At 54.4% G+C, this 19,368-nt stretch carries 22 protein-coding genes; 10 read left to right on the top strand and 12 right to left on the bottom strand.

Translation table 11 applies throughout. The features are described 5' to 3' along the window. The first annotated feature begins 307 nt into the window (after positions 1-307). On the top strand, positions 308-961 hold the full coding sequence (locus JTM80_RS06715; protein ID WP_205370821.1) for a LysE family translocator: 654 nt from the start codon (positions 308-310) through the stop codon (positions 959-961). Between the two features lie 8 nt (positions 962-969). Here JTM80_RS06715 and JTM80_RS06710 read toward each other — a convergent pair whose 3' ends face one another. Beyond that, on the bottom strand, positions 970-1,248 hold the full coding sequence (locus JTM80_RS06710; protein WP_172358700.1) for a glutaredoxin family protein: 279 nt from the start codon (positions 1,246-1,248) through the stop codon (positions 970-972). 116 nt (positions 1,249-1,364) lie between these two features. Between JTM80_RS06710 and cysH the strand changes: the two genes are divergently transcribed. Together cysH and JTM80_RS06700 are read left to right on the top strand one after the other, a co-directional pair. Then, positions 1,365-2,096: a phosphoadenosine phosphosulfate reductase gene (cysH, locus tag JTM80_RS06705; protein ID WP_172353306.1), complete on the top strand. Its 732-nt coding sequence runs from the start codon at positions 1,365-1,367 to the stop codon at positions 2,094-2,096. A gap of 122 nt (positions 2,097-2,218) precedes the next feature. Then, a complete protein-coding gene (locus tag JTM80_RS06700; RefSeq protein ID WP_172353307.1) occupies positions 2,219-3,211 on the top strand; it encodes a ligase-associated DNA damage response exonuclease in 993 nt (330 codons plus the stop codon). A 30-nt stretch (positions 3,212-3,241) separates the two neighbouring features. Here the strand turns inward: JTM80_RS06700 and JTM80_RS06695 are convergent, their stop codons facing one another. Then, positions 3,242-4,237 (bottom strand): GNAT family N-acetyltransferase, encoded by a 996-nt coding sequence (locus JTM80_RS06695; protein WP_172353308.1) that lies wholly within the window; start codon positions 4,235-4,237, stop codon positions 3,242-3,244. A 79-nt stretch (positions 4,238-4,316) separates the two neighbouring features. On the opposite strand from JTM80_RS06695, the gene JTM80_RS06690 reads away from it, so the two are divergent. From JTM80_RS06690 to JTM80_RS06670, 5 genes are all read left to right on the top strand, one after another. After that, positions 4,317-4,601, top strand: coding sequence for a hypothetical protein (locus JTM80_RS06690; RefSeq protein ID WP_172353309.1), 285 nt, complete (start codon positions 4,317-4,319; stop codon positions 4,599-4,601). A 28-nt stretch (positions 4,602-4,629) separates the two neighbouring features. Further along, on the top strand, positions 4,630-5,319 hold the full coding sequence (gene rppA, locus JTM80_RS06685) for a two-component system response regulator RppA (protein ID WP_172353310.1): 690 nt from the start codon (positions 4,630-4,632) through the stop codon (positions 5,317-5,319). Between the two features lie 159 nt (positions 5,320-5,478). After that, entirely contained in the window at positions 5,479-6,444 is a 966-nt protein-coding gene (locus tag JTM80_RS06680) for a protochlorophyllide reductase (protein WP_172353311.1), read from the top strand. Between the two features lie 369 nt (positions 6,445-6,813). Beyond that, a complete protein-coding gene (locus JTM80_RS06675; RefSeq protein WP_172353312.1) occupies positions 6,814-7,338 on the top strand; it encodes a DUF937 domain-containing protein in 525 nt (174 codons plus the stop codon). Positions 7,339-8,014: 676 nt separating this feature from the next. Next, positions 8,015-8,800, top strand: coding sequence for a tetratricopeptide repeat protein (locus JTM80_RS06670; RefSeq protein WP_205370820.1), 786 nt, complete (start codon positions 8,015-8,017; stop codon positions 8,798-8,800). A gap of 178 nt (positions 8,801-8,978) precedes the next feature. On the opposite strand, the gene aroQ is transcribed toward JTM80_RS06670, so the two are convergent. The 5 genes from aroQ to JTM80_RS06645 all read right to left on the bottom strand — a co-directional run bounded on the left by aroQ (position 8,979) and on the right by JTM80_RS06645 (position 13,720). Continuing rightward, complete coding sequence (aroQ, locus tag JTM80_RS06665) at positions 8,979-9,434, bottom strand: type II 3-dehydroquinate dehydratase (RefSeq protein WP_172353314.1); 456 nt, start codon at positions 9,432-9,434, stop codon at positions 8,979-8,981. 205 nt (positions 9,435-9,639) lie between these two features. After that, positions 9,640-9,777: a hypothetical protein gene (locus JTM80_RS06660; RefSeq protein ID WP_172353315.1), complete on the bottom strand. Its 138-nt coding sequence runs from the start codon at positions 9,775-9,777 to the stop codon at positions 9,640-9,642. A 398-nt stretch (positions 9,778-10,175) separates the two neighbouring features. After that, complete coding sequence (locus JTM80_RS06655) at positions 10,176-11,489, bottom strand: GAF domain-containing sensor histidine kinase (protein ID WP_228721681.1); 1,314 nt, start codon at positions 11,487-11,489, stop codon at positions 10,176-10,178. A gap of 823 nt (positions 11,490-12,312) precedes the next feature. Next, a complete protein-coding gene (locus JTM80_RS06650; protein ID WP_172353317.1) occupies positions 12,313-12,552 on the bottom strand; it encodes a ketohydroxyglutarate aldolase in 240 nt (79 codons plus the stop codon). Positions 12,553-12,751: 199 nt separating this feature from the next. Beyond that, a complete protein-coding gene (locus tag JTM80_RS06645) occupies positions 12,752-13,720 on the bottom strand; it encodes a glycosyltransferase family 2 protein (protein ID WP_255548885.1) in 969 nt (322 codons plus the stop codon). 647 nt (positions 13,721-14,367) lie between these two features. On the opposite strand from JTM80_RS06645, the gene JTM80_RS06640 reads away from it, so the two are divergent. Both JTM80_RS06640 and JTM80_RS06635 read left to right on the top strand, forming a co-directional pair. Beyond that, complete coding sequence (locus JTM80_RS06640; RefSeq protein ID WP_205370819.1) at positions 14,368-14,874, top strand: hypothetical protein; 507 nt, start codon at positions 14,368-14,370, stop codon at positions 14,872-14,874. A 306-nt stretch (positions 14,875-15,180) separates the two neighbouring features. Beyond that, positions 15,181-15,453 (top strand): hypothetical protein, encoded by a 273-nt coding sequence (locus JTM80_RS06635; RefSeq protein WP_172353320.1) that lies wholly within the window; start codon positions 15,181-15,183, stop codon positions 15,451-15,453. 199 nt (positions 15,454-15,652) lie between these two features. On the opposite strand, the gene JTM80_RS06630 is transcribed toward JTM80_RS06635, so the two are convergent. The 5 genes from JTM80_RS06630 to JTM80_RS06610 form a co-directional block, all read right to left on the bottom strand. Next, on the bottom strand, positions 15,653-16,036 hold the full coding sequence (locus JTM80_RS06630; RefSeq protein WP_205370818.1) for an alr0857 family protein: 384 nt from the start codon (positions 16,034-16,036) through the stop codon (positions 15,653-15,655). Positions 16,037-16,210: 174 nt separating this feature from the next. Beyond that, positions 16,211-16,627 (bottom strand): hypothetical protein, encoded by a 417-nt coding sequence (locus JTM80_RS06625; RefSeq protein WP_172353322.1) that lies wholly within the window; start codon positions 16,625-16,627, stop codon positions 16,211-16,213. Between the two features lie 363 nt (positions 16,628-16,990). Further along, complete coding sequence (locus tag JTM80_RS06620) at positions 16,991-17,377, bottom strand: hypothetical protein (RefSeq protein WP_255548884.1); 387 nt, start codon at positions 17,375-17,377, stop codon at positions 16,991-16,993. 116 nt (positions 17,378-17,493) lie between these two features. Then, a complete protein-coding gene (locus JTM80_RS06615; RefSeq protein WP_172358701.1) occupies positions 17,494-18,420 on the bottom strand; it encodes an alpha/beta fold hydrolase in 927 nt (308 codons plus the stop codon). A gap of 102 nt (positions 18,421-18,522) precedes the next feature. Next, positions 18,523-19,335: a DUF928 domain-containing protein gene (locus JTM80_RS06610; protein WP_172353324.1), complete on the bottom strand. Its 813-nt coding sequence runs from the start codon at positions 19,333-19,335 to the stop codon at positions 18,523-18,525. Between the last annotated feature and the right edge of the window lie 33 nt (positions 19,336-19,368).

Raw genomic sequence — 19,368 nt, 5'->3', positions numbered from 1 at the left:
ATCGCCCTTCCTGCTTCATTGGGCGCATCCCAGTGCTGCAAGTTTGCCCTCATCCCCCAGCCCCTTCTCCCAAAAAGGGAGAAGGGGAGCCAGATTGGAAGTCCCTCTCCCAAAGTGGGAGAGGAATTTAGGGTGAGGGCTACAAAAGTGGGATACACCCGTTCCATTTCCCGAATTCTCCCAATTGGCACAATGAATAAACATGCTGGAAGCCCTGCGAAGGCTTGACGGGCAATCCAAAACCGGAAATCCAAAATCGAGAATTGATGCTTGATTGCCGCTTAATTAACACTTGGATGCTTCCGAGATGTTTCCGACATTGGCACAAACATGGACACAAAGCAATCTGACCCTGAGCAACATCGTTGCCCTATTTTCAGCAATGGTGGTTCTGGCAGCCATTCCCAGCATCAGCGTCCTCACAGTCTCCACGCGGGCGGCCAGCCTTGGGTTTCTGCATGGCGTGTTGACGGCGGCGGGCATCGTGGTGGGTGATCTCCTGTTTATTGCGATCGCCCTTTGGGGACTCTCATTTCTATCCAGCGCCTTGGGCAGCCTGGTGTTTCTGATCAAATACCTGGGCGGAGCCTATCTAATCTGGCTGGGCCTTCGGCTATTTCGCGCCAGAGAGCAACCTGTGGAAGCGCAGTCCATCTCTCACTCATCAAGAGTCTCCAGTTTTCTAACCGGGCTGCTGATTACCCTGGCCGATCAAAAGGCAACACTGTTTTACCTCGGCTTTTTCCCTGCGTTTCTGGATATGTCTCAGGTGTCCTATGTCGATGCAGGCGTGATTATGCTGGTGGCGATCGCCGCTGTCGGGGGTGTAAAGGTCATCTACGCGCTGCTGGCAGACCAAACCCGGTTCCTCCTGGGCGGGGGGCTCAGCACTCGGCTGAATGCGATCGCCGGTGGTGTGATGGTGGCAGTTGGGCTATTGCTGATTCTCACTGCGGCATAAGGCGACCGTCACGCTGCGGCCAGCGCCTTTTGCAGCAGCGCCTCCAGTTGCGCCACGCCGGCCCGGGGCGAGAGGCGGGGCAGCGGAATCAGGGCGGGCGGGGAATCGGGGCGATCGCGCTGCCAAATTAGTACCGGAATCTCATATTGATAGGCCTGAAACCAGTCGTCGCGAGTGGTGATGTCGCGAATTTCCAGATCGATAGAAACGCTTTGCACCTGCGTCAGCTTTTCTTGAAGCCCCTCGCACAAGTGGCATCCGGGCTTGCTGTAGAGAATGAGCTTCATCATAAACCCCTGATTCTTCTCAATCCCCATTTCCCCATCGGCTTATGCGCCTTTTATCGTAAAATATACTCATTGAGATTTTCCCAACTGGCAACCTCAACCCTTAAACACGCATTATGACTCAATCCGTAGACGCTCCGGCGCAGACGCAGCCGTTCGACCTAGACGCGCTCAATCAGCAGTTTGACACCGCTCATCCCAAAGACATCCTCGCCTGGAGCGTGGAAAACATCCCCACCGGCCTCGTGCAAACCAGCGCTTTTAACGTAGATGACCTGGTGCTAACAGATATTCTCTACAAGCAAATCAAGCCTGCTCAGCCCGTTCCTGTGCTGTTTTTGGACACGCTTCACCACTTTCCTCAAACGCTGGAACTGGTTGCCAAAGCCAAAGATTTGTACGCCCTCAACCTCCAGGTCTACAAAATTCAGGACGTAGACACCCGCGAAGCCTTTGCCGCAAAGTACGGCAAGGCGCTGTGGGATAGCGACATCCTCAGGTTTCACGACCTGACCAAAATCGAGCCACTCCAGCGCGGACTGAGCGAACTCAACACCGTCGCCTGGATCACCGGCCGCCGCCGCGACCAGGCCAGCACCCGCGCCGATATGCCCGTGTTTGAGCTGGATAAGCAGGGCCGCCTCAAGATCAACCCCCTAGCGTCGTGGACACGCAAAGATAGCTGGGCCTACGTCGCGGAACACAGCATGATTTACAACCCGCTGCACGATCAGGGGTATCCCAGCATTGGCGACGAGCCAATCACCACCCCCGTCGGCGAAGGCGAAGACGAGCGGGCTGGTCGCTGGCGCGGTACGGGCAAAACCGAGTGCGGCATTCACATCTAGGGTTTCATATCTCGGCTCAAGTCTGGGTTCAACAAACTTTTCCCGTTCGCTACGGTGTAGAGGCGTGCAGTTGTGCGCCTCTTTTTCGTTTCTGTTTTCATCCCTGCCGAGCCTCCCTGCTTATGACGCTGATTACCGTTCGCCCTGAAGGACTCTATTGCGAAGCGGGCGACTTTTTTATCGACCCGTGGCGACCAGTAGACACAGCACTGATTACCCACGCCCATTCCGATCATGCGCGATCGGGGTCAGCCCGATACATTGCAACCGATGTGTCCGCAGGCGTGTTGAAAAAGCGGCTGGGCGAGAGCATTCAGCTTCAGGGCGTGGCCTACGGTGAGCCGCTAAAACTGGGGGAAACTTGGGTGTCATTTCATGCGGCGGGGCATGTGCTGGGTTCAGCGCAGATCCGCGTGGAGCATCAGGGTGAAGTGTGGGTCGTTTCGGGCGACTATAAGCGTGATGCAGACCCGACCTGTGCGCCGTTTGAGGTGGTGGAGTGCGATCGCTTTATTACCGAAGCAACCTTTGGGTTGCCAATTTACAACTGGCAAAGCGGAGCAGAGGTGTGCAGGCAAGTTTACGACTGGTGGCAAAGCGACTTGGAACGTCCCTCGCTTCTGTTTTGCTATGCCTTTGGCAAAGCACAGCGAATTCTGAGTGAACTGCGAAATTTCTGCGATCGCCCTGTCTATGTACACGGTGCCATTCACGCACTGACGGAGATTTATCGCAGCCTCGGAATTCCAATGGTGCAAACGATTCCCACCTCCGAGATGCCCCGCAGCTACAAGTTTCAGGGTGACTTGGTGCTGTCGCCGCCGTCGGGCCATCGCTCAAGCTGGATGAAGCGGTTTCAGCATCCGCAGACTGCCTTTGCGTCTGGCTGGATGGCGGTGCGCGGCGCACGACGCAGACGCGGCTATGAACGTGGATTCGTCCTTTCAGATCATGCTGATTGGAATGGACTTGTGAATACAGTGCGTCAAACTAAGGCAAAAACTGTTTACGTGACTCATGGGCAGACAGATGTATTGTCCCGCTACCTAAAAGAAGAACAGAATGTGGACGCGATGCCGCTTAAGACGCTGTTCGAGGGAGAAGGTGATATTTGAATTGAACGTAAATGAATTCGTAAGCCAACTTTAGAGCTTGCGGGCATAGAGCGTGTAACGCCGGATGGAATGGGCATAACGGCTGCTCAGGTTGCGAGAATTGTTGTCGTCATGCATGAGGGCGTGAATGGCACGACGATAGCCGAGATCATGGGCGATCGCCTGCACTCGCGCCACCAGCACGTTGCCCAATCCTGCATAACGGCGACCGGGTAGCACTGCTACGGTTTTGATAATCACCGTATCCACCGTTTTGCCGCGCTGCGCCTGGAGCAAATCGGGCACGGCAAACAAAAAACCCACCAGTTGCGACTCCTGCTCTGCCAGCAGCACCAGTTCTGGCTGCACGTAGGGACGCACTTGGCGATACTGCGTCAGAAATTCTGCTTGGGAAATCGGGCTGTAGAGAAAGTTGCGCTGAAACGCCACCAGCGATAGGGCATGAATTCGCTCTAGCTCTGCGTCAAACTGGTCGAGTGCCAGCGGACGAATCTTCACGCCTGCCGCGTCCAACCGCTGCTGTACGGCTGTCAGTCGCGGATCGACCTGGGTTAAGTCCGTCGCCAGCGCTGAGGAATAGTGTGCGATCGCCCCAAAGCCCGCCGCCTCAAACTGCCCGCACCATTCATCAGGATTGTCTGGCTCTAGGAAAAACGGCGGCTCCGTGCCGCGATCGCTCAGCAGCCGATAGCGCCGCCAGGTGTTGCCGTCGATGGGGGCGATCGCCAAGGTGCAGCCCTGGGCCGCCAGTTCCCCTGCGGCGTGTCCTAGCAAGCTTGCTGCGGCAAGCCCATCCGCTACGGCGTAATGCCCAATTAAGCCCAGCCGTTCGCCCGGATACTCTGGCACCGATCGCCACCACAGCGAGCAATAGCCCGCAATCGCCTCGCCCCGCAGCAAAACCCAGTGGGCATCCAGCTGATGTAGCTCAAACATCCGCGCCTCCAATAGCGGAAAACCGCCCTGAGTCGCCAGGGAAGCCAGTTCAGCAGAATTGTTAACCTGGATGTAACGTTCTGTAAGCATGGTGTGAGGGCGTGCCACGACCGATCGGCAGCAAATCTGGCGCTGTCTCTGTCATAGCTTTAATATCGCAACTTGAGAAATGCTGGAACCAATTATTTACCTGGCGTTGTTTGGGCTGGCGGGATGGGCGATCGCCCAACTGGTGCGCTGGCTGGCGACGGGGAGGCGGCCCCGCTCGTTGCATGGAAAACCCGCCGGGGGTGTCAAGCCTGTTCTAGAAAAGCGACTGGTGCGACTGCTGAATGGCGATCGCGCCGCTGCCCATCGCCTGGTGGAATCTGTCCAGCAGCGCTATCCTGACCGTCCAACTGCCTGGTGCTGGGAGAAGGCGATTTTTGACCTAGAGCGCGATCGCTTCCGCTAGCCCCTAGTCCCTGGCATAAAATACTTCCATGCAAATTCTCTTAGTAGACGACGAAATCGAACTCACCGAGCCGCTGACCCACGTCCTCAAGCGCGAAGGCTACGCGGTCGATGTGGCGCACGATGGGGCAGAGGGGGGAACCCTGGCAACGCAGGGCAGCTACGACCTGCTGATTTTGGACTGGATGCTGCCCCACCAGAGCGGGCTAGAAATCTGTCAGTCGCTCCGCGCCAAGGGCGACACCACGCCCGTCTTATTTCTCACGGCCAAAGACACGATCGATGACCGCGTTGCTGGGCTGGATGCAGGCGCAGACGACTATCTAGTCAAGCCGTTTGAGCTACGAGAGTTGCTGGCGCGGGTGCGGGCGCTGCTGCGGCGGCCCCCTAGCCTGGAACCCAGCGTGCCAGTCCGATCTGCCGCTCGCCTCGCCGTTGGGGATCTGGAGCTAGATTTGGACAATCAGGTAGCCTATCGTCGGGGACGCACCATCGAGCTATCGGAAAAAGAAAGCCAACTGCTGGACTACCTCATGCGGCATCCCAATCAACTGCTGACCCATGCCCAAATCCATGAGCAGGTGTGGGGCGATGCCGAGAAAATCAGCAGCAATGTACTAGCGGCGCAAATTCGCCTGCTCCGCCGCAAGATCGAAGGCAAGGGCGAAAGCACGCTGATTCATACGGTGTATGGGAAGGGGTATCGGTTTGGAGAATAGGGCAGGGAGCGCGGGGCGATCGCCCCCAGTTCTCGCCTTCTGTTTAGGCTTTGAATAACTCAACATTTCGCGTAATAACTCAACATTTCGTGGCTCAACGGTGTGCAATCATCATGAATCATGGAGACACATCACAGCGCACCGTAAGTTGTTAATAAAATGCAAAACTCTCAGCAACCGACCGTAATCATAACCGGAGCCTCTTCGGGAGTGGGGCTATACGCTACCAAAGCCCTGGCCCAGCGTGGATGGCATGTGGTCATGGCCTGTCGAGATCTAGCCAAAGCCGAAGCCGCTGCACAGTCCGTCGGCATTCCCAAAGATCACTACACGCTACTGCACATCGATCTGGGATCGCTCGACAGCGTTCGCAAGTTTGTGGATGACTTTCACGCCACCGGGCGATCGCTCGATGCGCTAGTCTGCAACGCCGCTGTTTATATGCCCCTGCTCAAGGAGCCGCTCCGTAGCCCAGAGGGGTATGAACTCAGCGTTGCTACCAACCATTTTGGGCACTTCCTGCTGTGCAATCTGCTATTAGGCGACCTCAAGGATTCCCCCGCCGCGGACAAGCGCTTGGTCATTTTGGGAACCGTCACTGCCAACTCCAAGGAACTGGGTGGCAAGATCCCCATTCCCGCGCCCGCCGACCTAGGCAACCTGGAAGGGCTAGAGGCCGGCTTCAAAGCGCCGGTTTCCATGATTGACGGCAAAAAGTTCAAGGCCGGCAAAGCCTACAAAGACAGCAAGCTCTGCAACATGATCACCGTGCGCGAGTTGCATCGCCGCTATCACGACACCACGGGCATTACCTTCAGTTCGCTCTACCCTGGCTGCGTCGCCGACACGCCGCTGTTCCGCAATAGCTACCCAATTTTCCAAAAAGTCTTCCCCTGGTTCCAAAAGAACATCACAGGCGGCTATGTCTCGCAAGAACTGGCGGGCGAGCGCGTGGCGCAGGTCGTAGCTGATCCGGCGTTCAAGCAGTCCGGAGTTCACTGGAGCTGGGGCAACCGTCAAAAGCAGGGGCGCGAGTCCTTTGTTCAAGAGCTGTCGGAAAAGGCCACAAACGATGCCCTGGGCGATCGCCTCTGGACGCTCAGCGCCAAACTCGTTGGGCTGTAGCGACCTGGCTATCCTGTATGCCAAACGATACTCCCTTTGCGTAAAAGTTCTCTGAGGACGTACATTGTTGCTCGATGTCGCCGCGCGTCTTTCGGCAGGCAAACTCCTCCTCGAACAGGTCGGCTCTTGCAATCGAATTAGGCTCTACAGTCTGAATAAAAGCTGTAGAGCCTGTTTTATGGTAATCGAAGTGTTGCACAACACCCAAAATCCCGATCCCTCGTGGCAAAATTTACCTGAATCAATCGGCGCAGCCAAGCGCTCGATATGAACAGAGTTTACATGCATCAGCAGAATAGTTTGATGCATTCTGCTATTCAGCACCCCATTCAGCAACCCGCTGAATTTGTTTTACACCGAGGCAAAAAGATGAGTCTTATCTTTGACGTTTTAAGCGCGATCAACAACCCCAACCAGCAAGCCAGCGTTAGTTCGCTGGGTTCCATTGTCAATACTGTCTCTCAACTTGCAGGGAACCAGGGTCTCAATCCTGCGACGACCCAGAGTGCCTTCTCTGTGGTGGGCAACCTAGCTCGTACTGCGCTGAAGCAGCAGCAAACCACCGCAGGGATGGGAGGCTTGGAAAGCATGATCGGTCAACTCGCGGGTAGTTCCGCTAGCGGTGCAGCGCTACAATCCCTGATTCCTGCCGGACTACAGCAACAGGCCATCCAGACTATTTCCTCTACAACTGGCATTAGCCCCACCATTGTCCAGGGAATGCTGCCAGGGCTGATTACGGCTGCGATGGGGATGCTGAACCTGGGCGCACCCAAACCTGGCACCCGTGGCGGCAACCCCCTGCTGGCTGCTTTCCTCGGTGGCGACGAAAAATCGACCGACCTCGGCGAAACACTGAAATTTGCCAGCCGTTTCCTGAATCCGCCTCGTTAGGTTTTAGCGTCTAGTTCCACGGGTTTGACAGTCAGCTTCCTGGAGATTTGCAACGCAAGAATCTTCAGGAAGTCTTTTTATGGGTTTGTTTTATCAGTAAGAAAAGGAGTGGAAAAATCGACAGGTTGCAGATCTGCTGAACCGACGGTTTTCTGGTCTGATAGCGTCTGACATCACTTCTCTAGGTGACGCTACGAATGACATTTCTGGCAGCCCCACCAACGCCTGACTAGCAATCCAAAATCCAAAATCCAAAATCGAGCAGGACTTACGCACTTGCGATAAGCTCTTTGGGTTTTGGACGATTTATCGCGGGCTGCGCCCGCGATAAATCGTCCAACTGCGTAAATCCTGTCGAGAATCAATTAGGATGTAACGCCTATGTCACCAAAAGTTCACGAATCCTTGCAGAAAGTTTCAGGAATTATACGGAGGTTCTGTGTAGTTTCCTCGTAGACGGACAACTGCTGAATGTCTGATGCAGCGGAACTTTTATGGATTCCGTATCGTCAGCTATCAGGGGTGCGCTGCTATTTCAGGTGAAAGAGAATTTTCCGTACTTTCAACCTGACACTACTTTGAGCTTTGAGAGACATTAGCAGGTGAAAAGGCGGATAACGCAGTTCTAACGGTACATCACACCCTGGCACTGACTGAAATACACCACGAGGATGTCATGAACATGCGCTCTTCTACAGGTCGGCAAGAAAAAGCGAACAATGCAGATCGGTCGCGCAAGAGTCTTAGCACGACTGCCCGGCCAACCCTTAGAGTGCAGAAGCGCTGGCAGCCCAGAGCGCGACGAGTAGACACGGCGATCGCCCCTCGTGCTGCGGCTCCCCTCAGCCACACCGAGTTGGAAACAGCGCTCCGCCAAGAAGCCCTCCAGGCTGCCCAGCGCGGCGATCATCAAGAGGCGATCGCCCTGTTCACCATTATTCTGGAGCAAAACCCCAGCAGCGCCCGTGACTATAACAATCGCGGCCTGGTTTACTTTCAAAGCGGGGACATGGAGCGGGCGATCGCCGACTACAATCAAGCGCTCGCGCTAGATTCCACCCTCGACAGCGTGTATAACAATCGTGCCAACTACTACGCCGCTCAGGGCAAGTTTCTAGAAGCCATCCTGGACTACGACGCAGCCCTTGATCTGAACCCAACTAACGTCCGCGCCTGGCTCAATCAGGGCATTACGCTGCGTGAGCTAGAAATGCACGATCGCGCTCTAGAATGCTTTGACTTTGCGCTGCGGCTGGGTCGTCTGGAAGCCCACATCTACGCCGAACGGGGCCGCACACATCACCTCTGGGGCGACTGGAACGCTGCCCTGGCAGACTATCAGCGAGCAAGTGAGCGGCTATTGCTGCCCAATACGGCCACGCCCGGTGGAGCCGCTCGACTGCGCCTTCAGATCGAAGTCTGGAGAGATGAACTGCTTGCGCCGCTGGAATCGGAGCCATAAGCCAAATCTGGCTTACCCAAATGCAGCCGAAAGCCAGATTGCTGCAAACGGTGAATTACTGCAAATAGCGCGAATAAAACTGCGAAACTGGCTCAAAATTATAGAAAACTCTCGGAACCTATCCTGAAGTCGCAAATATCAGGGTGAATACTACTACAGATACGCTACTCAAAATAGGCTACTCCAGAAGAACGTGGGTTAGATGGTGAACCAGGGCGCGAAGTCCAAGAACATAGCTAAACGCGCCAAACCCGCTGATCTGTCCAACTGCAACGGGTGCAATGTAGGAATGATGCCGAAAGGACTCTCGCCGATAGACGTTGCTTAGATGAACCTCGACCGTGGGCAGCGCTACAGCGGCGATCGCGTCTCGAATGGCAATGCTGGTGTGGGTATACGCTCCGGGATTAATCAGCAATCCATCCTGAACACCTATCGCCCCATGAATCGCATCGATCAAAGCGCCTTCATGGTTAGACTGAAACGACTCTAGCCGAACACCAAGCTGAACTGCTGCATCCTGCAATGACTGATTAATGCTATCGAGAGTCTCCCGTCCGTAAATCCCCGGCTCTCTGTGTCCCAGCAGGTTCAGATTTGGGCCATGCAAGACCAGGATGCTCAGATTGGACACAAAAAATTGCTAGAACTACAAATCAAACGCAATTACGCACAGGGCTTTCTAGGGCAATCGAACCTAAACAGCACGACTGCTAGAAGCATCAGGCTAAACAGATGTCTAGTACAAACCTATCTACTCACATTGCTTGTACTCGACCCAAAGACCATTGCCAACGTCAACAGATCTTCAGGGTCGAAACACACTGCTCGAAAGCAACTTAGCGGCGACGGCTGCGGTCATCGACTGGAATGGGAATAGGTTCTGGCTCTGGCTGAACGTCTGGACCCAGCAGCGCTTCCACTAGCTTGCGTGCCCACTCTTTAAGCTTTTCCAAAACCTTATCGATATAATCCATTGACTCAGACTGCTCCTTGATGCAGACCTAGATCGTAGTCTTGCTCGAGAGAATTCCAGACTGTTTGTTACGTCAGTTACAACGTATATTTACTATGACTCATCCAAGCGGAAGTTGACAAGGGCAGTGAACTCTAAGAGTGCAAATCTGACAGCCTCAGTTCAGAAGCCCAAAACTCAGACTGCGCCTGTCTACTCGGTCACAGAGCCGGAACAACAGAAGTGGAATCGTAAGCTGTTACATAAAATCATAACCAAATGGCCAGAATTATCAACCCTGAAACAGAGACCTACAGGTGCATGGATCTGCGTCTCTGCTCCAGAAAGGGGCTAGAGAGTTGGGGCGATCGCCCCTGATTCTGGCCACTGCCCAGCTTGTAGAGATGTCCGGCCCGCTGGCTACTCCAGTTCGCCTAGCTCAGCAGACTGCGGAACGCTAACCACATATCGATAGCCCGTTTCAGCCGAGCCCTGGATGTTGATCGTGCCCCCGTGTAGTTCTGCAAGCTGGCGGCTGAGCATCAGCCCTAGGCTCTGGCGGAGCATGTTCTGCGGGGGCAAGCCATCAGCAGTGTCGCTTTGAGAGAGCGCAGACTTTTGGGAGTCGCCTGCGGACCAGCCGTAGGACGACGCATGGGCTTGAGACAACTCGGCTGGGGCCAGCATTTGCCCTGTATAGAGGTCGGCGGCCGGGAGTCCTTCACCAAGCCAGGGATGCGAAGTCCACACAGTGATGGTCAGAGCAGACTGCTTACGAGAAATGTGAACCCGAATAATGCTCTCAGTGCTGGCAGATTGAATCACGCTGAACACCAGGTGATAGAGTATCTGACGCATTTTTTCTTTGTCGAGCATCCAAATGCGGTTGCCCGGTTCGACCGTCAGCCGAATTCGCTGTTCTCGCCGTTGCGCGACCTGTTGGAGGGTGCTAAACGCCTGTTGACACAGCATTTCTATGTCGATTGGTGCCAGGTTTAGGACGCAGTTTGTGTCGTTGAGTGCGCCCAGTTCTAGAATTTCATTGATTAGCGAGAGCAAAGTTTGACCGCTGTTGTGGACAATTGCCAGATACTCTTTCTGCTTTTCTGTCAGCGGGCCATAGATTTCACGGTTGAGGACGCTGGCCATGCCCAGGATTGACGTGAGGGGGGTGCGGAGTTCCTGAGCCATTTGGGCGATCAGATCTGCCTTGATCGAGGTGGTGGGCGACGCGGCGATCGCCCCTCTGGGGGCTTTCATCATGGGCTGGGGCGATCGCCGCAGCAGGTGGTTGCGCTCGTATTCGCTCATACTCCACCGGGCGACTAGCTCCAGCAGCTCCACCTCGCGAGTCGAAAAATCACGCGGCTGCAAGCTCAAGACAGCTAGCGTGCCGACGCACTGACCATTGGACGCGATCAGGGGAGCGCTGAGGTAGGCGCGAATGCCGTAATGCCGCACGAGCAGGCTGTCCGCAAAATCGGGATGGGCCGAAGCATCGTTCAGCACAAGAACCTGGCGGCTCTCAACGACATGACGACATAGCGCATCGGCGCGAGGAAGTTGGCGGGTTGTCGCCAGTTCGTTCATCAGCCCAATCCGCGATAGCCCAACCGCAGATTTGAACCACTGGCGCTGCTGATCCATCAGCCCAAGCACACAAATTCGAGCATCCAAAAGATGGGCGGCCGTTTGAGTCGCTTCTTCAAAAATCGGCACACTCTCAGCATCCATTAACCCAAGGTCGTTCAGGGTCTTAAGGCGCTGCTCTTCAATACTCTTTTCGACACTGTGCGCTGGCTCTCCATTCTGGGAGAACAAATCCTGATCTGGGCTAGGCATCGCGACCCTCTTCCTTAACATATCCTCTGGTTAGCCGTCTCTTTTAAGGATGCAAAAGTCTTCAATACACCTAGAGTTCCCTAACTTTAATTTCAACAAACATTGACAGAAATGAGACTTGCACTAGGCTCGTGCTAGCAATTTCTTTATCAACTACCAGGTTAAAAATGAGGATGAAACATCAAGAATAGTCGAAAAAAATGGAGCGATCGCCGCAAAAACACGCAGGACAAACCCCATTCAACGTCTCCACGGTTGCAATCAATTCCTCACAGTCTCTTTATCAAAAACGCGGGCAGACAGAAAAAACAGGATCATCCAAATATTTTTCTAATACAACCAAATTGCCCGGATGCGCTGGGAAACCGTGGATGAGCAGACCAGCGTTGGAAACCAGCAGGCGCGGTCTACTGTCTACTTCCCAATCAAGTCCACAGCACGTCCACAGCACGTCTACATCAAGTCTGCAGATGTCTCAGGAAGCGTCATTGGGGGTTCTGCGCTAGGAGGTTCGCCAGTAGGCTCTTTAGCCTCCCGGTTCCCTATTTTCAGTTCAGCAGCGTGATCCAAACTGGATCAGCTTGTTGTCCAGTTGCTCAACGTTCGTTCAGGTTTTTTATTCAGCACTGTGCGATCGCCCCCTCTGTGGCGGCGGAGGACGATGCTTCGGCACCAAGGCTGAGCAACGAGACGCGACTGAACTTGCGACTGAATTTTACTGAATTTTAGAGTGGGGCGGCGACAGATGAAACGTCTGGGCAGATTCTACATGCTCAACCCCGGGCACCCGACGAAGCGCAGGCAGGTCGCCAGAGGGGCAGGAACCCGTGACGATTCCCACCTGATCCATCACCTGATCAATCTTCATGCCGTGTTCTTGCAGGTCTTCGGCAACTTCCAGGAGGCGATCGAGGTGATCGTCTGCGACGGAAACGGTCACTTGAACATTTGCCATATTAGTTTTGATGGATAAAGAAAACGTCGAAACTTCATCTCAAAGACATCTCATCATCAAAGACATCTCATCTCAAAGACATCAAAGACATCTCATCTCAAAGACATCTCATCTCAAAGACATCTCATCTTGAGTAGATGATTTAGATTTTAGGGCGATCGCTTGCTCCCTTGTCTCTTCCTTCAGAAGAATACATCTGCTACTGGTGCGGTGAATTGACCCGCGTGCCATCCGGCAACCAGGCGATCGCCCGTGCCGCTTCCGGGAACGGACTGCGTCGCTGTCCCCAACTCCGGGCCGCCGCGCAAAACAAATCTAGCAGGGTATCGAGCAATCGATCCCACGGCTCCTGTCTTCTTATGGCATGGGGCGCGACGATTGGAAGTTCTTTGAGGAGCCACCGAGCCAGACGAGTTGCCGCGTCTTGCCAGGTCAGCGATCGCATCAGGGCTGAGCCATGTAGCTCATGCAGGTGGGCATCGGAACGGCCGTAGCGCTGCCACTGTTTCCAGAGCGCAGGCAGCGTAGCGCGATGCCGATGGCGGGCGATCGCCCCTTCTGCCAGGCGAAGTTCCCACTGCCCTGTCTGCAAAATTCGCCAGCACAAGTCTGCATCGCCGCCGCTGGTTAGATAGGGGCGAAACAGCCCAACGGCTTCGAGGGGCGATCGCCGCACGGCCAGGTTGGCCGTCTGTCCGTAGGGCAGAAATCTGTGAGCCAGCGTGTGTCGCTGCGACAGAAACTCTCGGCGGGCAGCGTACCGCTCCAGCCAAGTGGCAGGTTTCAGAGGCAGCACTTCTCCCGCCACCAGCCCGACCTGCGGCTCCGCAAAGGGCTGCACCAAATTCCGCAGCCAGTCTGGGTTCGGACGACAATCAACATCGGTGAAGGCAATGATCTCGCAGGGGGTGTCGCCCGACAGCGCTGCCACAATACCCGCATTGCGGGCGGCGTAGGCACTTTGAATGTCTGAAACAGTGAGCGGGCGCAGCGTCAGGCCGAGCGATTGGAACTGCATGGCGGCAGTTTGGAGTAAATCGGGCGTGCGATCGCCACTCCTGTTGTCGATCAAGACATATTGAATGCGTTCTCGTGGGTAGGTTTGCTGAGACAGACAGGACAATAGCTCAGGTAAATCTGCTGCTCCGTTCAGGATTGGAATCACCACTCCGACTCGCGGATATTGATCGAAAGATGGCTCCTCCCGCAAAAGTTCCACTTTTTTTCAGAAGTTTAAGGTGTCTAAAGTATTACGATACGGTGTGCAAGGGATTGTCAGAATATTTCACAAATTATGACTGAATTCTCTTTAAAAACTGAGAGAATGCCGAGGCGCATTGGTTACTCCTAATCCTTTGTGAGTCAGATCACAGGCTTTGTGTTTCGTTCAATACAGACTCAATAAAAAAAACTAAAGCTTAAAAATTCTGACAACTTTTGGCGTTAAACTTTAGAGTATTAAGAGCATTAAATATTGGTCAATTGTCAGAAGTGTTGAACGCAATGTTAGCAGGGCAAGTTCATAGCTGAATCCAGTACAAAAGATCTATAATTCTGCCTGTAATGACCTACTTATTGCTTCCATTCTCAATAATCCGCCTCTTGAGAGTGCTTTTTGTAAAGTTTTACCATCAAGATTCAACACTTCTGGTCAATTGTTTAAGAATTACTTGTTTTTACAAGGTTTCTTTGGGATTCTCGTAAACCTATCTGTTCTTATATCTGTTCTTAGAAACTCCATATATTTCAGAAGGGGGAAAGGCGATGAATGCTATTTGTCGATGGAGTCCACAAAACAAAACAAGCTTCCGGGATTTGTGGTCACCTGTACGGTTCTCTCTGGTTGCCGCCAGCGTGCTGACGCTGGTGATAGGCGCTGCTAATCGGGCGATCGCCAATCCAGAGCTAGCCCCAAGCGCTACTGATGCTGACGATATTGAAGAGATCAACACCTCCATCACGCAGGACTATATGCCTGCAATCATCTACTTGCCCGATCCCAACACCCAAGAACTCGTGCCGCAATCGGTGCTGGTGACAGCCGATGAACCCGTAGCGGGTGCTGTCACCCAAATTGTCGAGTCCTATGAAGGGCAAGATGTTGGTATCACGGGCTACGAAGTCAACGTAAACGAAGCGGCAAAAGAAGCCGAAATCAACTTCGCAGTCAACAATCCTCGTGGCGGGCGAGCCTTTCAAAGCCTCAGCAGCGCCAATCAGTATTGCTTGTTTGAAGCCATTCGAGAAACCCTGTTGACTCAGCCTTCCTACGGAATTCAGCAGGTCATTTTTCAGGCCAATAGCGTTGACTTTGATATTTAGTCCCTGGTCTATGGAAGAACAACAGGCTTCACGGTGCTTTGTGTCGAGCAGTCAAGTGCTGAGATTCAGAATCCAGGGGCGATCGCCCTACTAAAGCTCCAGTTCAAGATTTACTTGACAGTTTATCCTTGCCTACATCTGCTAGGACATCTACTCTCACGTTTTCCCAAAATCCTCCTAGAGGGTGTTCTAAGAAACATTCATCAAGCGATACAGTAATTATGCAGTAGGAGTCATGCAGTTGTTATGCTGGTTTCGGTAGTTTGGCTCTAGGTGCATCCCCACCATTGAGAGGTACTGGTCATCTTGTCAGAGTCATCTGAGAACGAAAGAGATCAATTTTTTTACCCGATCGGGCGCTATCGGGGAGACTTCTCCCCTCAAAAACTAGCGTTCAATGCCAATCTTCAAGAATTTGCCCAGCGTATTGGGATCATTTGCAGCCTGGAGACGGGCGGCAAAATTTCACCCGACGAAGCCTATGACCAGATCAAGGCTCTTTGGAAACAGCTCAAGGCTTCAAAATCAGCCCTGATTGACACGCTTCAAGACCGGCCTGAGTTGCCGCCTGAAGAGTAGCGATTGAGACAGGATGACTGTCTGGACGGGTTTAACGGTTAGGGCAGACGGACGTGTTGCCGCCTGAAGGGTAGCGATTGAGGCAAAATTAGGAAATTGATCTGCATTGCAAACTGGGCAGGACGTTTTGGGCAGGGCCAGGTTTGCGTGAAACCCGACTCTGCCCGGAGGCATCCTAACCCTTCTCGTTCCCGTCCTCTCAGCCCCTCACACCCTGGACACAGACGCTTGCCTGCCAGAGTTGATAAATTAGGCGCTCGATTGCAGCAGGCAATGCAATCAGAAAAACGCCTTCGTGAGCATAGGGACTGGACGACAGCCAGCTTCCGTAGAGTGTAATTTCAACCCAGTCTGCATCGGCCATAGCCAGGGCGATCACCCCAGAGTGTTGCTTCAGCAGCTGTTGGAGTTGCGCCAACTGGGGCAAGTGAGCCGCCAGCAGAAAACTAGCGGAGTTTGGCGTGACGTGCAGCGTTTCGCCGCAGCGCAGGGCCAGCGTCACCCGTTGGGCGATCGCCGTTTCGATGGGCGTAGACAGAACCTCTATATAAACCTCGGCATCGGTATAGGTAAGCTTTAGCATGACAAACGCTGTTCCTTCAAAGAGATGCGGTTAGCGTGCGGAAGGTTCGAGTTCGCGGCAAGTGGCAAAAAAGTGGCAAAAAAGTGGCAAAAAAGTGGCAAAAAAGTGGCAAAAAAGAAACCCCGCTTCTGGCAGTCAGGAGCGGGGGACTAGGGAAACCAAGTCGCTTTGCCTTTAGGTGGATGACAGGATGACCCTGCACCTCCCGCTCAGATTGAGTTGTGTTGCAATTCGGCCCAAGATAGCCAGGGCAGCATTAAAAGATCCGAACTGAAATCCGGTGTGAAGCGCAGTGGGCAAGGGCGATCGCATTCCGATGGCGCAAACGGCTGCATCGAAATCGGGATTGGGTTTCGCGCCAGGGCGAACGAGCAAGCAATCCGAACGATCGAAACAAGAGGAGAGATCAATCCCTTGAACCCCAAAGCCCGTTCCATCGCCCTTGCGCCGCCCCAAATCGCAGCCCACCAGCAGCGCCGCGCCAAAATGCTGCCATCCTTCAAGCAGAAACAGCCCGACAAATTGCGCCCGTCCGTCTTGGAACGGGTCAATCCGCGTGCTGTAAAGGATGGACAGAGCGAGGCTTAACATGGGGGTTGCAAATACTGGAGTCGCAAATACTGGAGTCGCAAATACTAGGGGTTGCAAATACTGGAGTAGCAAAGGCGGGCAAAAGGGCTGCGAGAAAGCTGGAAAGCGCTGCGAAGCAGGAAGACGATAAAGTGAGAGGACTCAGGAACCAGAGGGGTAGAAACTGGGGCTGGTATGCAGAAGCGTGTGCTATGAGAAGAGAAAAAAGCGGCGACAAAATTACCAATATTACAGTTGTAGTATAGTCGCATTGCTTTGGCAAGCCAATAGCCGACGCTTTCTTTATCTGGCGACCTCACTCAAAATACGCAAGATTCCGGAGTGATTTACAAAACTTTGGATTTGTGATTCGGAACGATGGGGCTAAGCGTCGGGCGCGGCCATCAAACGAGAGACCTCGGCGTGCATCAGCGCGATCTCCGGATCTCGCTGAATCGCCCGAAAATAGCCCTTTTCTAGCTCTGTGCCAAATTCTGAAGGCTGCATTAGCACCCGTGCCCGGTTAAACAGTTCATCCACTTGCTCCATCGAGACGGGCTTTTTAGATAGCACCACATCATCAATTTGCACCACAAATTGCGAAATGGGGCGCAGCCAGCTAAACCAGCCGTCGTCCTCGATTACCAGCTTAAAAAACTCCGTATTTGAGCGAATCGGGCCGTGAAATTCCTCATAAATGCCGCGCTCCGATTCCAGTAGGGCTTTGTGAATCCGCAAAATCGCTAATCGAAGCTGACGAAGCCGTTGCAATTCAGACTCAAGGGAAGGGCGAGAAGAAGACATCAGAAGTTAACCACGGAAACCGAATCACAAACCAGGATGCAGTGCCTAGACGATGGAGCGACCTGTCAAGACAACTTCACCCTTCATCCCATCATCGCATCCTCTCCGATTCCCAAGACCCAATCTTTGATCAGCGCGTTTACCTGTTCCGGCACTTCGTCATGGGGACAATGCCCCGCATTCAGGTAATGCTCTGTCAGGTTGGGATAATGTTGGCGGAAGCGGGCCCCCCGGCTGCGGGCATTCATCCACGGATCGCCCTCACCCCATAGCATCAGCAATGGACACTGCATTTGGCTTAGCAGCACGTCATTTTTTTCGCCACGAGGAGACTTGAACACAGCGGCGAATACGGCGGGTGCGCCCGGATCGCAAGAGGGGCGATAGATGTCCTCAACCAACTGGTCGGTGACGGCGCTGCGGTCGAGATAGACCTTTTCCAGGGTTTTGCGAATGACGGATTTTTGCCGGACGTATTGAAACAGCAGAAAACTGGGGAGCGGCTGCAACAAGAGCGATCGCACGATGTCTCCCAACCACTGCTGTACCAGGTTGGGCTGGGTCGTTTGCGCTGTTTCGGTAAAGGCTCCAGCGCAGTTCAACAGCACCAGCCCGGCGGCGGATTGTGACCGCTGCGCCGCCACACACAGCGACGCATAGCCGCCCAGCGAGTTGCCCGCCAGCACTACAGGTCGCCGAATTACCTCGATAATAAAGTCGTGCAACTGGTCGCGCCAGAGGTCGCCGCTGTAGACGATATCCGGCTTTTGCGATCGCCCAAAGCCCAGCAGATCGATCGCCCACACTTCAAAGTCGGCGCTTAGCCCAGCCACATTCTTGCGCCAGTGGTCTGTAGACGCGCCAAAGCCATGCACCAGCAGCAAGGGCGGGCGATTCGCCAGGCCATCCCTGTGGGAATCGCCCCGTCGTTCTCCTGCGCGGACGTAGTAAATGGAATAGCCGCGCCAGTTCCAGTAGGCTCCCACCGCAGGGGCGATCGCAGTTTGCATGAGACCCATGTGTAAAGGAATGTGAACATTCTAGCGTTACCCCTGGGTTGACTCAAGCACGGTGGAGGGGACGGAGAGCAGCGCTGCACCGACCCCTGACGCCTATTCCGCTGGAGCAATCGGCGTGAGGACGATTTCCTCTTCGGATTCGCCCAGTTCCAGCACCTCCAGCAGTTCCATCCAGGCGTTTAGCACGTCGAGATTGTCGGGATCTTCGCGGCGCAAGTTGCCCAAAAGGGTCAGCGCGTCGTACCAGATGCCGTTCTCTGCGTACAGGGCTGCCCGGTCGAGCGGCGAGGCGCGGTCGATTTCGCTGGTGAGTTCGGCATCCAGCGCAGTCCGCTGAATCCAGCCTTCTACGAATACAACCTCGCCGCCGCAGCGAGTCTGGAAGTTCCACCGATACATGCGCCCGATTTCCAGGGCTGGCGCAGTTTCGGGGAGGGAAATTCCGATAATGCCGGGTTGATTGCTCAGAACAATGTCTTGTTTTCGGTAAATAATGCGGCGCTGATCGTCAAACAGCACAAATTCCGCTGGCTCATCGCTGGTCAGGGCGTAGGGAACGTAGAACCAGAAGGTGGGATGGGCGGCGGCAGTGAGGGCCCAGACGCTGGTGTACTCTCTGCCGTTGCGCCCAACCTCACGAGTGGACGGAACCAGGGCCGCTAGGGACTGGCATAGGGGCAGGTCGCCGCCACCTCGGCTGGCTCCGCCAAAGGGTCGCCCAGCGGGTGCGCCTGCTTCGGGCGGCAGCGGGGCCCGATAGCGATGACCACCGCCCCCGATTGCCCGGTCTGCACCAGGTGCGTCGCCAGCCGATTCATAGCGCTGCGCCACGGCCGGAGCAGCGGACAAAACCAGAACCGCAGCAGCAATCGCCGCAGACTTTAACCAAAACTTAGATGCATTCATGTCGGTGACCTCAACTCAAGGGGGCTAGTGGGG

The sequence above is a fragment of the Thermoleptolyngbya sp. PKUAC-SCTB121 genome (assembly GCF_016919485.1).
Taxonomy (GTDB): domain Bacteria; phylum Cyanobacteriota; class Cyanobacteriia; order Elainellales; family Elainellaceae; genus Thermoleptolyngbya; species Thermoleptolyngbya sichuanensis.
This window is presented reverse-complemented; position numbering and strand designations above follow the sequence as displayed.

Bases quoted from the DNA above. Each gene is read 5' to 3' on its own strand.
- JTM80_RS06715 (WP_205370821.1), top strand. From the start codon at position 308: ATGTTTCCGACATTGGCACAAACATGGACACAAAGCAATCTGACCCTG.
- JTM80_RS06710 (WP_172358700.1), bottom strand. From the start codon at position 1,248: ATGAAGCTCATTCTCTACAGCAAGCCCGGATGCCACTTGTGCGAGGGG.
- cysH (WP_172353306.1), top strand. From the start codon at position 1,365: ATGACTCAATCCGTAGACGCTCCGGCGCAGACGCAGCCGTTCGACCTA.
- JTM80_RS06700 (WP_172353307.1), top strand. From the start codon at position 2,219: ATGACGCTGATTACCGTTCGCCCTGAAGGACTCTATTGCGAAGCGGGC.
- JTM80_RS06695 (WP_172353308.1), bottom strand. From the start codon at position 4,237: ATGCTTACAGAACGTTACATCCAGGTTAACAATTCTGCTGAACTGGCT.
- JTM80_RS06690 (WP_172353309.1), top strand. From the start codon at position 4,317: ATGCTGGAACCAATTATTTACCTGGCGTTGTTTGGGCTGGCGGGATGG.
- rppA (WP_172353310.1), top strand. From the start codon at position 4,630: ATGCAAATTCTCTTAGTAGACGACGAAATCGAACTCACCGAGCCGCTG.
- JTM80_RS06680 (WP_172353311.1), top strand. From the start codon at position 5,479: ATGCAAAACTCTCAGCAACCGACCGTAATCATAACCGGAGCCTCTTCG.
- JTM80_RS06675 (WP_172353312.1), top strand. From the start codon at position 6,814: ATGAGTCTTATCTTTGACGTTTTAAGCGCGATCAACAACCCCAACCAG.
- JTM80_RS06670 (WP_205370820.1), top strand. From the start codon at position 8,015: ATGAACATGCGCTCTTCTACAGGTCGGCAAGAAAAAGCGAACAATGCA.
- JTM80_RS06660 (WP_172353315.1), bottom strand. From the start codon at position 9,777: ATGGATTATATCGATAAGGTTTTGGAAAAGCTTAAAGAGTGGGCACGC.
- JTM80_RS06655 (WP_228721681.1), bottom strand. From the start codon at position 11,489: ATGGATGCTGAGAGTGTGCCGATTTTTGAAGAAGCGACTCAAACGGCC.
- JTM80_RS06650 (WP_172353317.1), bottom strand. From the start codon at position 12,552: ATGGCAAATGTTCAAGTGACCGTTTCCGTCGCAGACGATCACCTCGAT.
- JTM80_RS06630 (WP_205370818.1), bottom strand. From the start codon at position 16,036: ATGCTAAAGCTTACCTATACCGATGCCGAGGTTTATATAGAGGTTCTG.
- JTM80_RS06625 (WP_172353322.1), bottom strand. From the start codon at position 16,627: ATGTTAAGCCTCGCTCTGTCCATCCTTTACAGCACGCGGATTGACCCG.
- JTM80_RS06615 (WP_172358701.1), bottom strand. From the start codon at position 18,420: ATGCAAACTGCGATCGCCCCTGCGGTGGGAGCCTACTGGAACTGGCGC.
- JTM80_RS06610 (WP_172353324.1), bottom strand. From the start codon at position 19,335: ATGAATGCATCTAAGTTTTGGTTAAAGTCTGCGGCGATTGCTGCTGCG.